At 64.4% G+C, this 17,955-nt stretch carries 19 protein-coding genes and 1 tRNA gene; 14 read left to right on the top strand and 6 right to left on the bottom strand.

The features are described from left to right. The 3 genes from ACFQ00_RS12430 (at nucleotide 1) to ACFQ00_RS12420 (ending at nucleotide 3,091) form a co-directional block, all read left to right on the top strand. Nucleotides 1-957, top strand: coding sequence for an MlaD family protein (locus ACFQ00_RS12430; protein WP_381491210.1), 957 nt, complete (start codon nucleotides 1-3; stop codon nucleotides 955-957). After that, entirely contained in the window at nucleotides 954-1,541 is a 588-nt protein-coding gene (locus ACFQ00_RS12425) for an ABC-type transport auxiliary lipoprotein family protein (RefSeq protein WP_381491209.1), read from the top strand. The genes ACFQ00_RS12430 and ACFQ00_RS12425 overlap by 4 nt, the downstream gene beginning before the upstream one ends. Nucleotides 1,542-1,612: 71 nt before the next feature. Beyond that, nucleotides 1,613-3,091, top strand: a complete 1,479-nt coding sequence (locus ACFQ00_RS12420) for a M48 family metalloprotease (RefSeq protein ID WP_381491206.1) — start codon at nucleotides 1,613-1,615, stop codon at nucleotides 3,089-3,091. Nucleotides 3,092-3,154: 63 nt separating this feature from the next. Here ACFQ00_RS12420 and ACFQ00_RS12415 read toward each other — a convergent pair whose 3' ends face one another. Together ACFQ00_RS12415 and ACFQ00_RS12410 are read right to left on the bottom strand one after the other, a co-directional pair. Continuing rightward, entirely contained in the window at nucleotides 3,155-3,322 is a 168-nt protein-coding gene (locus ACFQ00_RS12415; protein WP_271257865.1) for a Flp family type IVb pilin, read from the bottom strand. Between the two features lie 200 nt (nucleotides 3,323-3,522). Continuing rightward, nucleotides 3,523-3,696: a Flp family type IVb pilin gene (locus tag ACFQ00_RS12410; protein WP_381491203.1), complete on the bottom strand. Its 174-nt coding sequence runs from the start codon at nucleotides 3,694-3,696 to the stop codon at nucleotides 3,523-3,525. 116 nt (nucleotides 3,697-3,812) lie between these two features. Here ACFQ00_RS12410 and mutT point away from each other — a divergent pair, with 116 nt between their 5' ends. After that, nucleotides 3,813-4,232, top strand: coding sequence for an 8-oxo-dGTP diphosphatase MutT (mutT, locus tag ACFQ00_RS12405; protein WP_381491200.1), 420 nt, complete (start codon nucleotides 3,813-3,815; stop codon nucleotides 4,230-4,232). On the opposite strand, the gene ACFQ00_RS12400 is transcribed toward mutT, so the two are convergent. Beyond that, the gene (locus ACFQ00_RS12400; RefSeq protein ID WP_381491197.1) at nucleotides 4,225-5,016 is read right to left on the bottom strand and encodes a class I SAM-dependent methyltransferase; all 792 of its coding nucleotides are present in this window, start codon (nucleotides 5,014-5,016) and stop codon (nucleotides 4,225-4,227) included. The genes mutT and ACFQ00_RS12400 overlap by 8 nt on opposite strands. A 37-nt stretch (nucleotides 5,017-5,053) precedes the next feature. Between ACFQ00_RS12400 and ACFQ00_RS12395 the strand changes: the two genes are divergently transcribed. The 8 genes from ACFQ00_RS12395 (at nucleotide 5,054) to ACFQ00_RS12360 (ending at nucleotide 10,441) form a co-directional block, all read left to right on the top strand. Further along, nucleotides 5,054-5,833, top strand: coding sequence for a ComF family protein (locus ACFQ00_RS12395; protein WP_381491194.1), 780 nt, complete (start codon nucleotides 5,054-5,056; stop codon nucleotides 5,831-5,833). Nucleotides 5,834-5,855: 22 nt separating this feature from the next. Further along, on the top strand, nucleotides 5,856-6,119 hold the full coding sequence (gene grxC / locus ACFQ00_RS12390; RefSeq protein ID WP_381491192.1) for a glutaredoxin 3: 264 nt from the start codon (nucleotides 5,856-5,858) through the stop codon (nucleotides 6,117-6,119). Nucleotides 6,120-6,138: 19 nt separating this feature from the next. After that, the gene (locus tag ACFQ00_RS12385; RefSeq protein ID WP_381491189.1) at nucleotides 6,139-6,963 is read left to right on the top strand and encodes a carbon-nitrogen hydrolase family protein; all 825 of its coding nucleotides are present in this window, start codon (nucleotides 6,139-6,141) and stop codon (nucleotides 6,961-6,963) included. Beyond that, nucleotides 6,960-7,412, top strand: coding sequence for a DUF1178 family protein (locus tag ACFQ00_RS12380; protein ID WP_381491186.1), 453 nt, complete (start codon nucleotides 6,960-6,962; stop codon nucleotides 7,410-7,412). Before ACFQ00_RS12385 ends, ACFQ00_RS12380 begins: the two co-directional genes overlap by 4 nt. A gap of 37 nt (nucleotides 7,413-7,449) precedes the next feature. Continuing rightward, nucleotides 7,450-7,526, top strand: a tRNA-Arg gene (locus tag ACFQ00_RS12375). A 324-nt stretch (nucleotides 7,527-7,850) separates the two neighbouring features. Next, nucleotides 7,851-9,047, top strand: coding sequence for a hypothetical protein (locus ACFQ00_RS12370; RefSeq protein WP_381491183.1), 1,197 nt, complete (start codon nucleotides 7,851-7,853; stop codon nucleotides 9,045-9,047). A 66-nt stretch (nucleotides 9,048-9,113) separates the two neighbouring features. Beyond that, nucleotides 9,114-9,443, top strand: a complete 330-nt coding sequence (locus tag ACFQ00_RS12365; protein ID WP_374596779.1) for a DMT family transporter — start codon at nucleotides 9,114-9,116, stop codon at nucleotides 9,441-9,443. Between the two features lie 182 nt (nucleotides 9,444-9,625). Beyond that, complete coding sequence (locus ACFQ00_RS12360; RefSeq protein WP_381491180.1) at nucleotides 9,626-10,441, top strand: THxN family PEP-CTERM protein; 816 nt, start codon at nucleotides 9,626-9,628, stop codon at nucleotides 10,439-10,441. Between the two features lie 97 nt (nucleotides 10,442-10,538). Here ACFQ00_RS12360 and ACFQ00_RS12355 read toward each other — a convergent pair whose 3' ends face one another. After that, on the bottom strand, nucleotides 10,539-11,966 hold the full coding sequence (locus ACFQ00_RS12355; protein ID WP_381491177.1) for an FGGY-family carbohydrate kinase: 1,428 nt from the start codon (nucleotides 11,964-11,966) through the stop codon (nucleotides 10,539-10,541). Between the two features lie 113 nt (nucleotides 11,967-12,079). Between ACFQ00_RS12355 and ACFQ00_RS12350 the strand changes: the two genes are divergently transcribed. Next, nucleotides 12,080-13,369: a TIM barrel protein gene (locus tag ACFQ00_RS12350; protein ID WP_381491175.1), complete on the top strand. Its 1,290-nt coding sequence runs from the start codon at nucleotides 12,080-12,082 to the stop codon at nucleotides 13,367-13,369. 127 nt (nucleotides 13,370-13,496) lie between these two features. Here the strand turns inward: ACFQ00_RS12350 and ACFQ00_RS12345 are convergent, their stop codons facing one another. Both ACFQ00_RS12345 and ACFQ00_RS12340 read right to left on the bottom strand, forming a co-directional pair. Then, nucleotides 13,497-14,537, bottom strand: a complete 1,041-nt coding sequence (locus ACFQ00_RS12345) for a class II aldolase/adducin family protein (protein ID WP_381491173.1) — start codon at nucleotides 14,535-14,537, stop codon at nucleotides 13,497-13,499. 20 nt (nucleotides 14,538-14,557) lie between these two features. Further along, nucleotides 14,558-16,678 carry a bifunctional rhamnulose-1-phosphate aldolase/short-chain dehydrogenase gene (locus tag ACFQ00_RS12340; RefSeq protein ID WP_381491170.1) on the bottom strand — a complete coding sequence of 707 codons (2,121 nt, stop codon included), beginning with the start codon at nucleotides 16,676-16,678 and terminating at the stop codon, nucleotides 14,558-14,560. 120 nt (nucleotides 16,679-16,798) lie between these two features. On the opposite strand from ACFQ00_RS12340, the gene lldD reads away from it, so the two are divergent. Next, nucleotides 16,799-17,938, top strand: coding sequence for an FMN-dependent L-lactate dehydrogenase LldD (gene lldD / locus ACFQ00_RS12335; protein WP_381491167.1), 1,140 nt, complete (start codon nucleotides 16,799-16,801; stop codon nucleotides 17,936-17,938). The last annotated feature ends 17 nt before the right edge of the window (nucleotides 17,939-17,955 follow it).

Raw genomic sequence — 17,955 nt, 5'->3', positions numbered from 1 at the left:
TTGGAAACGAGAAGCAATCACGTTCTCGTCGGCGCCGTCGCGATCGCGCTGTTCATCGCCGCGTTCCTGTTCATCCTGTGGATCGCGCGCGTCGACACGTCCGACAGGCAGAAATACGACATCTTCTTCCGATCGGTTTCCGGGCTCGCGCGCGGCAGCGCGGTCAACTACTCGGGCGTGCCCGTAGGCACGGTCCAGGAAATCCGCCTGATGCCGGAAACGCCGAACTTCGTGCGCGTCCGCATCGAGATCGACGAGGGCGTGCCGATCCTGCAGGGCACGGTCGCCACCATCGCCAGCGTCGGCTTCACCGGCGTTTCGATCGTCGAGCTGGAAGGCGCCATCAAGGGCGCGCCGGCCATCGACGAACCGGGGCCCTACGGGGCGCCGGTGATCCCCACGAAACCCGGCGCACTCGGCCAGCTCCTCGATTCCGCGCCGCAGCTCCTCGAGCGCATCAGCACGCTCACCGCGCGGCTCAACGAGGTGCTGAGTCCGCAGAATCAGGATTCGATCGCCGGCATCCTCAAGAACACGAACACGATCACCGCCGCCGTCGCCAGCCGCGACGGCGATATCGCAGAGGCGGTGACGGAGATTCGCGCCACTATCGCGGAGACCCGCAAGACGGCCGCAGCGCTCGCCGTGCTGGCGGACAGCACGAGCAAGCTCGTCGATGCCGAGGGCAAACCGCTCGTTGCCGATCTCCGCAAAACGCTGCAGCACGCGGATACGGCGCTCAGCGAACTGGAGGCGACCTCCCGCGCCGCCCGCACCGGTGCGGAAGCGTTCAATGCGCACACACTGCCAGAGGTGAACCTCCTTGTCGGCGATCTCAGGGAGATGTCGCGTTCGCTCGGCGCCATCGCCGCCAAGCTCGACGAAGACCCGGCGGGCGCCCTCGTCGGTGGCCGCAAGCTGCCGGAATACAAGCCCGACGGAGACAGGAACCGATGAAACCAATTGCTACCCTTGCCGCCCTGCTGATCGCCGGCTGCGGCCCGCTGGTGCAGATCGGCGGCGCCGGAGACCCGCCGGAGTCGCTGCTCACCGTCCAGGCCAACGTCGGTGAGTCCGCGGCCCTCACCGGCAAGCCCCTGCTCGTAACGGTGCCGAGCGCGCCCGGTGCGCTGCGCACGCTGCGCATCCCGGTGACGACGGAGGCGACCGAAATCGCCTATCTTCCGAAGGCGAACTGGGTCGAGCAGCCGGTGGTGCTGTTTCAGCGCCTGCTCGGCGAGGTGGTGCAGGCGCGCACGGGCCGTCCGGTGATCGACGAACGCAATGCCGACATCGTAGGCGCACACCGGCTTTCCGGGCGGCTGGTGGAGTTCGGGCTGGATGTGCGCGGCGCGGCGCAGGTGCGTGTGCGCTACGATGCCGTATTGTCGGCACCCGGAACCGGCTATGTTGCAAGCCGCAGCTTCGCGGCGACGCGGCCGGTTGGCGCCGAGACGGGCCCCGCCGTCGCGCGCGCGCTCAACGAAGCGGCCAACGAGGTCGCCGCGAACGTTGGAGACTGGGCGGCATCGCAGCCGTAACGATCCCCGGGAACCGGCGCGGCATGTCGCAGGTTTAAGCGGGTGGCAGGACTTTGAGGGACAGACATCATATGAGGAAAGAAGCGCAGCAGGCCTTGGGGATCGCGGTGAGCACGATGGTGCTCGGCGCCTGCGTGACCGGCCCCGGAACGAGCGCGAGCGCACAGAAACCGCGCCAGATCAGCGCCAGCGAACGCGCTCAGGCCGCGCAGGCACACCCGGAGATTCTGGCCGAGTTCGGCGGTGCCTATGAAGGCCCCGGCACTGCGATGGTGAAGCGCATCGGCAAGGAGGTCGCCGTCCGCTCCAACATTGCGTCTGCCGAGAACGAATGCACGGTGACGCTGCTCAACACCACCGTCGTCAACGCCTTCGCGATCCCCGGCTGCTACGTCTACATGACGCGCGGGCTGCTTTCGATCATGAACAGCGAGGCGGAGCTTGCCTCCGTGCTCGGTCACGAAGTGGGCCACGTCGACGCACAGCATTCGAAGAAACGCCAGAACGCCGCGCTCGGCAGCGGGCTCGTCTCGATCCTCGCCACTGTGCTCACCGGCAGCAGCCAGATCGGCCAGATCGCCGGGCAGCTCGGGCAGGCGTGGACGATGAAATACTCGCGCGATCAGGAATACCAGTCCGACGACCTCGGCATCCGCTACATGACGGCGGCAGGCTACGACCCCTATGCCGCGGCGGAAATCCTGCAGTCGCTTGGCGATCAGGAGGCGCTTGAGACACGCATTCGCGGCCAGAACGAGGCCGCGCAGATCCCGTCATGGGCGCGCAGCCACCCGCTGACCGCCGCGCGTGTCAAACGGGCCTCGCAGAAAGCGGCGGCGACGGGCGTGAAGCCCGGACAGCTGAAACGGGACGCCCCCGATTATTACGCGGCCGTCGACGGTATGCTCTACGGCGACGATCCGGCGCAGGGCTTCGTGGAGGGGCACAAATTCGCGCACCCGATCCTGAAAATCGCCTTCGAGGTGCCGCAGGGGTATTATCTGAACAACGGCGCGGCGGCGGTGACGGCAACCGGCGGTCAGGCGCAGATCCAGTTCAGCGGCGGCAAGCTCGGCGACGGCGACAGCCTCGATTCCTACATCTCCACGGTGTTCCAGGGCGTTCTCGGCAACAACAAGGCGCAGTACACGGGCGTTCAGCGCACAACGATCAATGGCATGGATGCAGCAACCGCCACTGCGCGTGTCGCGACCCAAAACGGCAACCGCGATGTCAACGTCGTCGCGTATCGCTTCGGGGGCGGCAGCGGCTATCACTTCATCTTCATCTCGCCGTCGAACGTGAACGTCTCGGACGTCGTGAACACCACGGCGCGCTCGTTCCGCAAGCTGACGGACGCGCAGGCCGCCGCATTGCGCAAGCGCGTCGTTCAGGTCGTCACCGTGAAATCCGGCGACACAGCGCAATCGATTTCCCAGCGCATGGCCTTCGACAATTACAAGCTGGAACGCTTCCTCGTGATGAACAACCGCGAGGCGAACCCGACGCTCCGCGCGGGCGAGAAGGTGAAGATCGTCGTTTTCGGCTGACAAACGAAAAGGGCGCCGGGTTTCCCCGACGCCCTGTTCGTTTCGCTTGCGCGAGATCGACGCTTAGGCGTCGGTCATCGCACCCGCAGCGTTGTTCATCGTCTGGCTGATGGCGTTGCCCAGCGCACCCATGGCGCCGATGGCCGCAACCGCGATGAGAGCAGCGATCAGACCATATTCAATGGCGGTCGCGCCCTTCTCTTCCTTACGAAGCTTACGGAAAAACGACATTTCTTGTCTCCTATACCTAGTCCGTACGTACCGGGTTCCTCTGTCCCCGTCCAAGAGGTCAGCAATGCATCACTAGAGCATGGCTCTTGCCAATTGCTTAAAGCGGCTGGTGAAAATGCGTTAACTTTCGAAGCGCTTGTTCAAGGCCAAAAAAAACAGGCCCGGAGGCCTGTTCGTTTTTGAAGCCGTCGCCGCTATGGCTACGAACTGGTCTTCACATTGTTCTCGATCTTGCCCCACATGTTGGTGAGGCCGTTGCCGAAAGAGTTGAAGCCTGAGATGGCGCCAACAGCGATCAGCGCCGCGATCAGGCCGTACTCGATCGCTGTCGCGCCTTCGGACTCGCGAACCAGTTTGCGGATGAATTCGGGCATTGCCGCTACCTTCAGTTCAAACACGGATTCAGGACTTGCATTGTTGGTGCCGCTCCGTTCTAGCCGTCAGGCGTTAACAAATTCACACAAGCCGGACTAAGCGCGGGGTTAACCAAATGAATCCCCAAATAAATCCACTACCGATCCGCATGGTCGTCGCCGCCGCGCTCATCGACCGCGACGGCCGCGTGCTGCTCGCCGAACGCCCGGCCGGAAAGCACCTCGCCGGAACCTGGGAATTCCCCGGCGGCAAGGTGGAAGCGGGTGAAACGCCTGAGGCTGCGCTCATCCGCGAACTCCATGAGGAGCTGGGCATCGAGACGGAAGCCTCGTGCCTTGCCCCGGCAACCTTCGCCAGTCACGCCTACGAACATTTCCACCTCGTGCTGATGCTCTATGTCTGCCGCAAGTGGCAGGGCACGCCGCACGGGCACGACGGCCAGCGCCTGCGCTGGGAGCGCGTGAACGACCTGTTCTCGATCGATATGCCGCCCGCCGACCGGCCGCTGATCGGCACGCTCGCAGCGCTTATTTAAGCGGCGGTGCGCGCCCGGTCATCGTGACGATCTCGAGCTGGAGCGGATGCCGTCCGTCCGCCTCCGCCGCTGCTTCTGCCGCAGCATAGAACGCCGCAGCGTCGACGCGCGAAAGCGGCTTCCGGCTGCGCGCGTGAAGCACGTTGCCCTCCCCCATGCCGCGCTGATCAGCCAGCATGGACGCGGCGCTGCGATACCGCACGGTCTGCTGGTGCACATCCACCACCGGCTCGATGAAGCCCGCGCGCTGCAGCAGACCCGGCGCCTCGCGCGGATCGACCATCGGCAGAAACCGCGGCGAAACACCGTCGTAACGCGCCATCTCGGTCGCGAGCAGGCGCGCGCGCAGCGCCGCGAGCGACGCGCCGCCGACGAACGCCGCGAGAAACACGCCGCCCGGCTTCAGCACCTGCCGGATCTGCACCAGAGCGCCAGGCAGATCGTTGACGCCGTGCAGACTGGCCGCCGACAGCACCGCATCGAAACTGCCGGGCGCAAACGGCAGGCGATCCTCGTCGCACATCACACCATGCGCCATTTTTGCAAAATGAAAACCAGCATCGGCCGCAACGATTTCGCTTTCGGGCAGCAGCGCGGCAAGGCGCCCATCGTGCGACCCGAGATCGAGAATGCGCGGAAACGATGGTCCGAGCTCGGCAAGCCGGTCGGCGAGATCGGCGGCAAGCGCATCTTTCAGGAACGCGAAGCCCGCGAAATCGGGTGCGGCACGATCACGGGCGCGGCGGCGGGCGGTGCGGTCGAACGGTTCGATGGGGTCTGACATGCAGGGCACCTCTTGTCCGAGGGAGGCTGCAAGCGCAATGCCAGGCTGCTACGACATGCCGATGGAGAGGGCAGTCTTCCAGCTTCTGAAACGAACAGGCGCGGGTTTTATCGACCTGCTGCTGCCGCCGCGCTGCCCGTCGTGCCGTACGATCGTGGGCGAGGACGGCAGCTTCTGCGCGCCGTGCTGGTCGCGCCTCAACTTCCTCACCGCGCCGATGTGCGCCTGCTGCGGCCTGCCGTTCGCCTATAGCGCGGGAGACGAGGCGCTTTGCGGCGCGTGCATGGAAACGCCGCCGCCGTTCGACCACGCCCGCGCCGCGCTGGCTTACAACGCGGCAAGCGGCGGGCTCGTGCTGGCATTGAAGCACGGCGACCGCACCGCGCTGGCGCGCATCATGGCAGGCATGATGGCCCGCGCCGCCGCGCCGATGCTCGCCGATCAGCCACTCCTCGTGCCGGTGCCGCTGCACACGCGCCGCCTGCGCCTGCGCCGCTTCAATCAGGCCGCACTGCTGGCGCACGCGCTGGCCCGGCGCACCGGGCTCGGCGTGCTTGCCACTGCGCTCACCCGCGTGCGCGATACGCCGATCAGCCGCGGCATGTCGCGGCGCCAGCGCGCGGAGAACGTACGCGGCGCGATCCGCGTCCGCGCGGCGGCGCGTATCAAGGGGGCACACATCCTGCTGGTGGACGATGTGATGACGACGGGCGCCACTGCGGAGGCCTGCGCCCGCGCACTTCGCCGCGCCGGGGCAGCGCGCATAGATATTGTAACTTTCGCCCGCGTCACCCATGATACTGTCGAACAGGGCTGAAAAGAGCCAAAGGGATCGCAGTTTGTCCAAGATTGAAATCTACACGAAATTCCTGTGCCCCTACTGCACACGCGCGAAGTCGCTCTTGAAAGCGAAGGGTGCCGCTTTCGAGGAGATTGACATCACGCTGTGCGGGGACCGCCGCTCCGAGATGATCCAGCGCGCGCACGGTCGCACCACCGTGCCGCAGATTTTCATCGGCGGGCAGCATATCGGCGGATCGGACGATCTCGCGGCGCTCGACGCCGACGGCAAGCTCGATCCGCTACTGGCGCAAACCGCCTGAACGCCCCATATCCAGCCCCATGACGACACGCATCGCCATCGCCCAGATGACGTCCGGAACGGACTCCGCCGTCAACGCCGCCGCGCTCTCGAACCATGTGGAAGCCGCCGCCACGGGTGGCGCGAAAATGCTGTTCACGCCCGAAATGTCGGGGATTCTGGATCGGAACACCGCGCGCCTCTTTGCCAATGCACGCGGCGAGGAAGACGACGTCGCACTCGCGGCCGCGCGCGAGGCCGCGCGGAAGGCGGGCATCTGGGTGGCGCTCGGCTCGCTCGCGCTGCGCGATGCGCGCTATGCCGACCGCCTCGTCAACCGCAGCCTCGTGATCGACGACAAGGGCGAGATCCGCGCGCGTTACGACAAGATGCACCTGTTCGATGTCGAGGCCGCGCCCGGTGAATATTACCGCGAATCCGCGAGCTTCGTGGCAGGCGCAGGCGTCGCGCTTGCCGAAACGCCCGTCGGCACGCTCGGCCTCGCCATCTGCTACGACGTGCGCTTCCCCCGCCTGTTCGATGCGCTGAGCGGCGCCGGCGCGCAGGTGATCGCGCTCCCGGCCGCCTTCACACGCCCCACGGGCCGCGCGCACTGGCACACGCTGCTCCGCGCCCGCGCCATCGAAACCGCCTCGTTCGTGGTCGCCGCCGCGCAGACCGGCGAGCATGAGGACGGCCGATCCACCTACGGCCACTCGCTGGTGATCGACCCCTGGGGCGACATCCTGCTCGATGCGGGAGAGGAGCCCGGCCTCCACTTCGTCGAGATCGATCTTGAACGCATCGCGGACGTGCGCCGCCGCATCCCCGTGCTCCAACACCGCAGGGACATCGCCGCGCCGTGATCGTCTTCGACCTGAAATGCGGCGAGGCCCACGTCTTCGAGGCGTGGTTCGGCTCCTCGATCGACTATGAGACACAGAAGGAACGTGGCCTTCTCGCGTGCCCGCTGTGCGGCAACGCCGAGATCACCAAGGCGGTGATGGCGCCCGCCGTTCCCGCCAAGGGCAACACGCGCGCGGATGCCCCACCTGTTCCCGTGGCAGGGGGCGACTACGCGCGGATCAAGCAGATGCTGGGCGCGCTCGCCGACCTGCAGAAGAGCATGATCGAAAGCAGCGAGTATGTCGGGGGACGTTTCGCCGAGGAAGCGCGCGCGATCCACTACGGCGAAACCGACGCACGCGGCATCTACGGCGAAACGAGCGCTGACGAAGCCGCGCAGCTTCGCGATGAAGGCATCGAAGCAATGCCGCTGCTGTTCCCCACGCGCACCGGCCGCACCGACGCTTGATATTTTCGCCCGCTGCCGCCACTGATGCGAGCGCAGTGCCCCCGTAGCTCAGCAGGATAGAGCGACGGTTTCCTAAACCGCAGGCCAGAGGTTCGAATCCTCTCGGGGGCACCAATTCTGTTGTCCCGCAAGCGGCGGGCAGCCGCATCCGCGGCCTTGGCTTTCCTCGCATAAGCTCGGGCGGCCGGTCGGCCTAGCGAACCCTGACGGGTTCGAAATTGGCCGGTTTTTGCTGTCTCGAACAGTCGGCGACCACACGCTGCTTCGGCTGGTTTCAAACAGGGTTTGGTGAGCGGATCGACGCTTTCGATGCGGGCTCAAGATTCCGCGGAATCTCGCGGCGGGGCGAGGAATACGACCAGCCGTTTTTTCAGAAGGACCGGCCGAGTCTCGGAGCCGAAACCATATATGGGCATCGCCGGAAAACGAAGTTAGAGTTTGTTAACAAACGCCGGTCAATACTCTGGGTCAAAATACCAGTTTTACAGAGTGGCAGCAGGCAGGATTCGGGTCAAAAAAAGACCGAGTTCAATAATAATAATTTCGCGATCGGGTCGAAGCATGAACAATCTGGGTCTAACGGAAAGTATCAATCCGAGTGAGACCTTTGACGTTCTTGAAAATCCTGTAAACAATGAAAGTTATCACGGGATTAACGCTAATTGCAATTTTCCGGATCGCGCGGAAAAATTACAGCCGGGCAAAATAGAACGCCGCAAAAAAGCCCGGGATTTCGCCAAGTATTCGATCAGACCGCTCAAAATCGGCGATGTTGCCCGCGCGATGAAAATCGCTGCGGACAACTTCAGCGGCGAGGTCGGCCTCGTCGCGCGCAGCTATCTTTGGCATTTCGCGCGCAAAGCCGGCTTCCCGCACATCACGTCTATGTGGGCGAAATGGGAAGTCCATATCGAGGACGCAGGCGAGACCGTGACGCTCGATCTCCTGTCCTCGTTCGTGCATGGCCGCGACGTCGCATGGATCGATCTCGCTTCTCAGCCCGAAGCCGCGGTGGACCTCGCCATGGCAGCGATGCGCCGCTGGCCACGTTTCCACCGTCTGCTGGTCGTTCGCCTCGAGCGCGTTCACGCGCCGCAGTTCCTGGCTGCCGGCTTCCGCATCGCCGGCCATATTCCGGACGGGCACGGCGAACATATCTACCTGTATGCCGAGCGGAAAAGGCTCATCGACCCGCTTCAGCCGGTGGTGCGGCTTCGCTTCAGCGGTCGCCGCAGCGTCTCTTCGGACTGCGAGTTCAGCGTCGTGGAATGCAGCGGCTCGATCATCGGTCTTACCGGCATCTACGAAACGGAATTCTGGCGCGACGTCACGTGGGGCGCCTGGGGCGCCATCGATCCGGCACGCGCGCGGCGGGACGCGGTGTTCGAAACGCTGCGCCTGACGGAAAACCGCGCCAAACAGAACGGCGCGCGCTGGTTCTGCCTCGAAACCTCCGATTGTGAAAAATACCGCCACGCCCGCCGCATTTACGAGCTGTATGGCCTGCGGCCGCTGCTGACGATCCCGAATTTCTACCTGAACGACGACGGCAAGGCCGAAAAGTTCATCGTGTATGGCAAGCCGACAAGCGACGACATCGCGCGCGCGCCGACGATGGTGTCCGAAAGGGCTTGACGGGCGGCCTCTGCCCGCGTCCCTCTTCCGGTTCTGTTTGAGGATGAGCGGGGGAGGACGGTTTTCATGCACTATCTCTATCTTGCGGGCGCCATCGTTGCCGAAACGATCGGCACCTCCGCGCTCAGCCAGACCGCAGGGTTCACACGGCTGACGCCTACACTCATCGTCCTCGTCAGCTTCGCGACGTCGTTCTACCTGATGTCGCTGGCCCTCCAGAGCATTCCCGTAGGGATCGCCTACGCCATATGGGCAGGCGTCGGCATCGTGCTTATCACCTTCATCGGCTGGGCGTTCCTGAAGCAGACGCTCGATGCGCCGGCCTTCGTGGGCATAGCCCTGATCCTCGCCGGGGTGATCGTTCTCCGGCTCTTCTCCCGCGCCGCCGTGCATTGAGCATCATTTCGGACGCCTCACCGCAGGTCGTCGGGATTCTTTACAATTTTCGGAACGCTTTTTTCGCCGCCGGAACGGACGGCCCGTTAGCCTCGGAAAATTAACCCTTTCTTCACGCATAGCGCAAATGGCACGCGACTTGCTTTCCTGATTTTCGGCTATCAGTTCTCAGGAGGCGTACAATGCGCAACAAGGTTCTCAACAAGGTTCTGCCCGCGATGGCACTCGTCGCCGCGGCCGGAATGTCCACGGCTGCGCAGGCAGCGCTCGTCAACACCTGGTCCTACGAAGTGACCTCGGTGTTCTCCAACCCGGTTTTCGAAGCCAGCGGCTCGGGCTCGCAGCAGATCAGCTCCACGCGCATTCAGTGGGGCCCTTCGAGCGTCAAGAGCGCCATCGGCGTCACCGACACGCCGACTGACGGTTTCCTTGACACCAACGGCACGTGGAGCCTCGCTGATCAGTATTATCACGAGAACCGCACGCTTCCGACCGGCACGAAGTCGCTGCTCAGCACCGATCTGTCGATCACGATCGCACTGACGCCGTTTGATCCGGCCGGTAGCGCGCTCGATCCGATTGAGCACACGTTCAACATCTCGTTCATCGAGACGCCGAACGCGGGTTCGGGCGGCAAGTGTGCCGATGGCGGTGACGTTGGCGTCGGCATCAATGCTGCAGGTTGTGCCGACATCTTCGTGCTCGACTTCGACTTCGGTCAGTTCGACTTCTCCTATGACGGCGCCAACTACTCGCTGTTCATCTTCGAAGATCCGGACACGGCAGGAACGCTCGGCTTCCTCTCCGACGAAGCTTGCGCTTCGGCCGGTGTGGCCGCTGGCTGCTTCGGCTTCCTGACGGAAGAAGCCAAGACGACCTTCGCGCAGTTCGTGCTGTCGATCGAAGGCCGCGAAGTTCCGGAACCGGCCGCGCTTGCGCTCTTCGGTCTCGGCCTCGTCGGCCTCGGCGCCACGCGCCGCCGCCGCAAGGCTGCCTGAACGCCGCACAGCGTTTGAATAACGAAAGAGACCCGGTTCATGAGACTGAGCCGGGTCTTTTCGTATGTGTGGACCAATTGCAGCCGATCTTCAGTGATCAGCCCTGCTTCTCGACGAGCTTTCCGGCAGATGCCCTGGAGTGCGTCATCTCCAGCCAGTGGCCCCGGTAGCTTGAAAGATCGAGGGCGACCGGCACTGCGAGGTCGAGCGGTGCCTGTACCGTCAATGACGGCGAGAGCAGGCCGAGCGCTCCGAGAGCCAGATCCGCCTCTTGCCGCGCGACGTAGACCCGGCAATCCGAACGAAGGCCCGCCAGTACGGAAACGAAGGCCTTCGAACGCGCAAAACGGCCATCGATCATGATCGTGCCGCGAGCACCGACGCGTGCAAGCGCGAAATCCGTCAGCAGGGCCGCATAAAGCGCTACAGCGGCAGCGCGCGCTACCGGATCCCGGGGCGGGTTCTGCCATGCGCCCGACTGCTTCGCGAAGGGGCCGACGCCCGGCACGAATGTCGGCAGGATCATCGAGCCTCGGGACACGCACTCCTGCAGCGCGGCCATGATGCCGTCCTCGTACTGGGGATCATCGATCCTGATCCCTTCGCCGCATAGGATTTCGACTTCGCGCCCGCCCATGAAGATCAAAGTCGGAACCGGCAGCGCATTGACATCGACGTTGACGACGCCGCCCTGGCCCAGCGCCGCGAACGCGGACTGTGCATCCCTGCTCGACCGCATCGTGACGAACCATGTGCCCGTGGAAACGATGGATGCATCGCGGTCGCGGATTTCCGGATGCATCCGCGCGGCCAGCAGCGCGGCATTGGAATCGTGGAGCCCGGCATGGACCTGCGTATCCGCTGGAAGACCCGTGGCCGCGCTCCATTCGGGAAGCAGTGTCCCGACCACATCCCCGGCACGGCAAAGAGGCGCAAGGCGCTGCGCCCATCCACGCCGCACGGCCATGGGCGAGGGCGTCTTGCCGAGCGGCGACCACAGATCGGTATGCGCGCCGAGGCTGGTGACTTCCGACACGGCGATACCCGTGAGCCGCCATGCCCAATACTGCGGCCAGGGGACGATCACCGCGTCGCCGGCGAAAAGATCCGGAATACGGCCTTCCAGCGCGTGAAGCTGCGCGCCAAGATTGAGCCCGCGATCCATCGCCGGAGAGCCGGTTTCGCTGAAAGCATCCCGGTGGACGCGATAGGCGTCAAGGATGTCGGCGGGCAGCTCGGCTTCATAATCCATGGGCGCGGCGACAAGCTCCCGGCCCCGGACAACCGCGCAGGCTGCCCCGTGCGCGATCGGAATGATCGCGGAGATGGTTCCCATGCGCGCAAAATCGGACAGGCTGGTGCGTAACCACGCCTCGATACCGTCTATATCGAGACAGGGATATCCGTTGGCTTCGGCCTGCCGATTGGAGTGTCGGGTCCGTGCCAGTTCCTGGCCGTCCCGGGTCCACAACGACGCCTTGCTGTGGGTCTTTCCGATGTCGATGACAACGACCAGACCAGCCATATCCCTCCCCCACACATCTTTCCGACAGCCTGTCTGGACAAGCGACGATCATCGCTATAAACAATCAAATCAAATCTAAAACAAGCAAAATGCGTCAAATCCTGGAGGAACCCTTGGCAGACAAGCCTTTCTTGCCCGAGCAGATTGCGGACCACAATGCACGGCACATCGCGGCCCTGACGGACGAATACGAAGCGCTCGGCCGTGCGCTGGGAAGGCGCGGCATCGACATCGACGGCGTGAAGGCGAAGGTATCCGGCTTCTCCCTCGCCCTGCCCACCTGGGCGACGGGACGCGGCGGGACGCGCTTCGCCAAGTTCCCGATTCCGGGCGAGCCGACCAACATTCACGAAAAGCTCGCAGACTGCGCCGTGGTGCAGCAATTGAGCCGCGCCGCGCCGCGCGTGTCGCTGCATTTCCCGTGGGACGGGGCGTCCGACTATGTTGCGCTTCGCGAAGAGGCCGAGGCGTACGGGCTTGGTTTCGATGCCGTTAATTCGAATACCTTCCAGGATCAGCCGGGTGCTGAGCACAGCTACCGCAGCGGCAGTCTCGGCGCGGCGGATACCGCCGTGCGCGCCCAGGCGATCCGCCACAACATCGATTGCATCGAGATCGGCAAGACGCTGGGATCGAAGGCGCTCACGGTTTGGGTCGGGGACGGCTCGAACTTCCCGGGGCAGCAGGATTTCACGCGCGCGCTCGACCGGTACATCGAGGCCACGTCCGAAATCTACAGCCGCCTTCCTGACGATTGGCAGCTACTCCTCGAACACAAGATGTTCGAGCCCGCCTTCTATTCGACGATCATTTCGGATTGGGGCTCCTCACTGATGGCGGCGCAGGAACTCGGCCCCAAGGCGAAGTGCCTCGTCGATCTCGGACATCACGCGCCGAATGTGAACATCGAGCAGATCGTCGCCCGCCTGCACCGCGTCGGGCGCCTCGGCGGCTTCCATTTCAACGACAGCAAATACGGCGACGACGACCTCGATTCAGGATCGATCAACCCGCACCAGCTCTTCCTTGTTTTCAACGAACTCGCGGAAGCCGAAGCGCGCGTGCCGGGGCCGACACCGGCCTACATGATCGACCAGTCGCACAACGTGACCGATCCGATCGAAAGCCTCCTGTCGTCGACGGAGTCGATCGTCAGCGCATTCGCCAAGGCCGCGCTGATCGACCGCGATGCGCTCCACGACGCGCAGGATCGCGACGATCCGATGATGGCATTCCAGGCACTCCGGCGGGCGTACCGTGTCGACGTTTCGGCCATCGTCGCCATGGCCCGTATGGAGGCCGGTGGCGCGATCGACGTGCTCGAATTCTACCGCGACAGCGGATGGCGCGCGCGCAAGGCGCAGGAGCGCAAACCGGTCGGGCTCGGCGCCGGGATCGTATGAGCGATAGAGTCTGATCGTTTGGAATGGAAGCGCCGCGCGCTTCCATTCCAAACCTGAATCAGTCTCTAATCATCAGCTTAGACAGCGATTCACGTTTCAGGCTGAAGAAGCCTGAAACGATCGCGGCCTATTGCCCGGCGCGGGCGCTGCTTTGTGCGAGGCGGTATTTTTCCGCCTCCCACCCCGCAAGCGCCCGCGCTTCCGCATCGGGAAGGAAGACGACCGAGGCATCGGTCGGAACCCTGAGCAGCATGTCGATGACCCACGCGAGGATATCGTCTGCGCCCGCGCGCAGATCGTTCCTCACGTAGCCGCCACGGCCGGGCGCAAGCAGAACCGCCGGCGCACCTCCATAGAGGCTTCGATACTCGGACAGGACGGCCTGGAACTGGCCATTCGAGGGCAGATGTGCTGCGGGTCCGCCAAGGAAAACCACCTGATCCGGCGCGAGCGCGCCGCCGCACATTATTGAGACCAGGCGCCGATCCATCGCCACCCGACTGAGCGACTCGTCCCAACGGTAGCCGGGGACGGGCGACGGCTGCGCAGCCGGTGCAGCGGGCGGCGCCTGCAGCGGGAACGCGAGATCACGCTCCACCTCATGCAGAAGATCGGCGGCGGTGGCGGGAGATTCCGCGGCAACGACAAGGCCGTGATTCTGCAGAACGAAGACGTTCGGCCTGTCACCGCCGGATGCCGCCGCGTGCGCGATCATGGCGGCGAGTTCGGCCCCCGGCCGAACATAGGGGATGAACGCACCGCGCCAACCCGCTTCGCACGCCTTCAGCCGCTCCGGGCCATCGGCGAGAATCGAGAGCGTCGTTGCATTCAACGAATGGACATGGAGCACCACAGGGTGCGGCAGGACGGCGTGGAGCGCGGTTTCGATCGAGGGCTTGAGATGCTGCGTCGCCGAATCATCGAGCCGCGCGCCGTCCAGCGCCTGCCCTGCGGCGTCCGCCAGCCGATGCCGGACGGCTTCGAGCGCCAGCGGCACCATGATATCCTTGGCTTCCGCATCTGCCAGCCAGCAGCCCGACGCCTTTACCCAGAGCGTGCCGTCTTCCTTCAGCGAGACATTGCCGCCCGCGCCCTGCACGATGGCGCGGTCCGCTCCGAGACGCGCGGAAACCGCGCACAGTTCCCGCCAGAGATCGCTGCGGACCATGGGCCTCTCGAACGTTTGCGTCAGCGTGTGAACGCCTGCGCGTTGCCGGCATCGACGTTGATCATGTTACCCGTGGACTTGGAAGAGGCTTCGGACGCGAAAAACGCAACCGCCTCCGCAACGTCTGCCGGAAGCACATCGCGCTTCAGCAGCGAACGGTTGCGATAGTGAATCTCAAGCGCCTCTCCGGCATCGATCCCGTGCGCGCCCGCGCGCTCCTGCCGCCACTCGCCGTCCCAGATCCGGGAGCCCTGGATCACCGCATCGGGATTGACTGTGTTGACGCGGATTCCAAGCGGTGCGCCTTCCAGTGCAAGACAGCGCGCGAGGTGCAGTGCAGCGGCCTTCGCAGACGCGTAGGCCGAGGCGTTCGTTGCTGCGGCAATGCCGTTCTTCGAACCGATGAACACGATCGATCCGCCACCCGATTCACGCATCAGGCCGAACGCGGCGCGCGCAGACAGGAAGTATCCGCGCGCAAGCACATCGTAATTGCGCTGCCAAAGCTCGATCGAGGTTTCCTCGATGGCCGCGGAGGAGGCAATTCCGGCGTTCGCAACGAGGATGTCGAGGCCGCCGAAGGTCGCGACACAGGCGTCGAAAGCGCCTTCGACCTGTGCTTCATCCGTAACGTCGCAGGCCGCATAGCGCACCAGATCCCGGCCGTAGCGCTGCTGAAGATCCGCGTGCACGGCCTTGACCGCTTCGGCGTCGCGATCGAGCAGCATCACGCAGGCGCCGTCTGCCAGAAGCCGTGCGGCTGTCGCCGCGCCGATGCCGCCGGCACCGCCGGTGATCACGCCGATCCTGCCCGCGAGCGGACGCGGCGGCGGCATTCTGCGCAGCTTCGCTTCCTCAAGCGCCCAGTACTCGATGCCGTAGGCTTCCTGTTCGGGAAGGCCAACATAGCGGCCGATGGCCTCGGCGCCGCGCATCACATTGATCGCATTGCCGTAGAACTCGCTCGCAAGCCGGGCGGTCGTGCGATCGCCGGCGATCGCGATCCGGCCAATGCCGGGGATCAGCACGATAACGGGGTTGGCGTCGCGCATCGGGGGATCGCCCGGCACGGCGCAGCGCGCGTAATAAGCGGCATAATCGGCGCGATACTGCTCCACGGCACCGGCGAGATATTCATGATCGTCGAGACGGGCGGGATCGAGAACCAGCGGCGCGATTTTGGTTCGCAGGAAATGATCCGGGCAGGAGGTGCCCAGCGCTGCAAGGCGACCGAAATCACGCGCGCAGACGAACTCCATGGTTTCCGGATCATCGCTGACGTGCATCACCTTCGCGCTGCCGGTGCTGACGAGACCGCGCAGCCGGGGCATCAGTGCAATCATCGCGGCGCGGCGTGCATCCGGTTCGCGCGGCTCCACCACACGGCCGCCGAACGCGACCTGCGTTTTCATGGATTTATTGAGATGGCTCGCCGCATCGCTGATGAGCCTTACGGTCCGCTGATAACATGCACGCGCATCGTCGCCCCAGCAGATGAGACCGTGCCCGGCGAGGACGACGCCTTCGAGATCCGGGCTCGCCTGAACAAGATCGCGCAGTTGCAGGCCAAGCGCAAAGCCGGGCCGCTTCCAGGGCAGCCAGCCGATGCGGCCGCCCCAGATTTCGCGTGTGGCCGCCTCACCGTTCGAAGATGCCGCAAGCGCGATAAGGGCATCGGGGTGCACATGGTCGACGTGCGCGAACGGGAGATAGGCGTGAAGGGGCGTATCGATCGATGCCGCCCGAGGATTGAGCGCGAACGTGCAGTGCGGGAGATAGCCGACCATCTCGTCTTCGTGCTCTCTGCCGCGATAAAGCGCCTCGAGCCCGAGCAGCCGATCGAGATAGAGCGTCGCGAAGCCATCGCGCTTCATCGAGCCGATGTCACCGCCCGATCCCTTCACCCAAAGCACCGTGACATCGGCGCCGGAAAGCGGATCGACACCGGGAAGTTTTCCGGACGTGTTGCCGCCACCGAAATTGGTGATCGTGAGATCGGCGCCGAGAAGATTTGAACGATAAAGCAGCAAATCTTCCGGGGACATTCCAGAAGCCACCGCATCATCCCAACGATCGGCGGGGATAGCAAACGGCAGTGCCGCGAAATTTTCCGAGGCAGGGCGCTCGCTCATGTCGTTCATCGACTTCTTTCTACGTCTTCGAATGTGCGTCCCGCATATCAAATGCCATTGCCACATTCAATCGTTTTCGATAGATATTGATCATATTTTATCATCATCCTGAGCGTATGGAGACGGAAAATGATCGCAGCTTCCGTCGGCGATTACCGCGCGATGGCGAGACGGCGACTGCCGCACTTCCTGTTCGAATATATTGACGGCGGCTCCTACGCCGAGGTGACGCTTCAGCGAAACCGATCGGATCTCGAAACGCTGGCGCTGCGCCAGCGCGTGATGCGCGACATGTCCGGTCTCGATCTCGCAACGATCCTGTTCGGCCAGCCTCTCGCCATGCCGGTGGTGCTTGGCCCGGTCGGGCTTGCCGGCATGAACGCGCGGCGCGGCGAGGTTCAGGCATCACGCGGGGCAGCAACGGCCGGCGTGCCGTTCTGCCTCTCCACGGTTTCGGTATGCCCGATCGACGAACTGCGCGCGGCCAGCCCGGCACCGTTCTGGTTCCAGCTCTACATGATCCGCGATCGCGGCTTCATGCGCGACCTCCTGGCGCGCGCGGACGCGGCAGGCTGCCCGGCGCTCATCTTCACTGTCGACATGCCGGTGCCCGGCGCACGCTATCGCGATGTCCGATCGGGTCTCGCCGGCGCGCCGGGCCTGTGGGGCGCATTGCGGCGGTTCGCGCAGGCGGCGATGCGGCCGGACTGGGCATGGGATGTCGGTATGATGGGACGCCCGCATCACCTCGGCAACATTGCGCCCGTGCTTGCCGGGCGCACGGGGCTGGAGGATTTCTTCGCGTGGATGCGAGGCAATTTCGACCCGGCGATCCACTGGTCCGATCTCGATTTCATACGCGCCGAGTGGAAGCGTCCGCTGATCATCAAGGGCCTCCTCGATCCGGAGGATGCCATTGCCGCCGCAGACGCCGGTGCCGACGGCATCGTGGTATCGAACCATGGCGGCCGCCAGCTCGACGGCGCGCTATCGACGGTGGCGGCACTCCCCCCGATCGTCGAGGCCGTCGGCGAGCGGCTGACCGTGCTGGCCGACGGCGGAATTCGATCCGGGCTCGATGTGCTCCGCATGATGGCACTCGGCGCGCGCGGTGTGCTGCTCGGTCGTGCCTGGGCCTACGCGCTTGCCGCACGCGGCGAAAGCGGCGTTGCGCACATGCTCTCGCTGATCGCGCAGGAAATGCGCGTGGCCATGACTCTGACGGGATGCCGACGAGTGGAGGACATCGGTCCCCATTTGCTCGCGTAAACGCGCGCAAATCAAAA

Origin of the sequence: Sphingosinicella xenopeptidilytica, from assembly GCF_042676985.1 — a bacterium.
GTDB lineage: Bacteria > Pseudomonadota > Alphaproteobacteria > Sphingomonadales > Sphingomonadaceae > Sphingosinicella > Sphingosinicella xenopeptidilytica.
The sequence above is the reverse complement of the archived record's forward strand: the minus strand, read 5'-3'. Positions and strand labels throughout refer to the sequence as shown.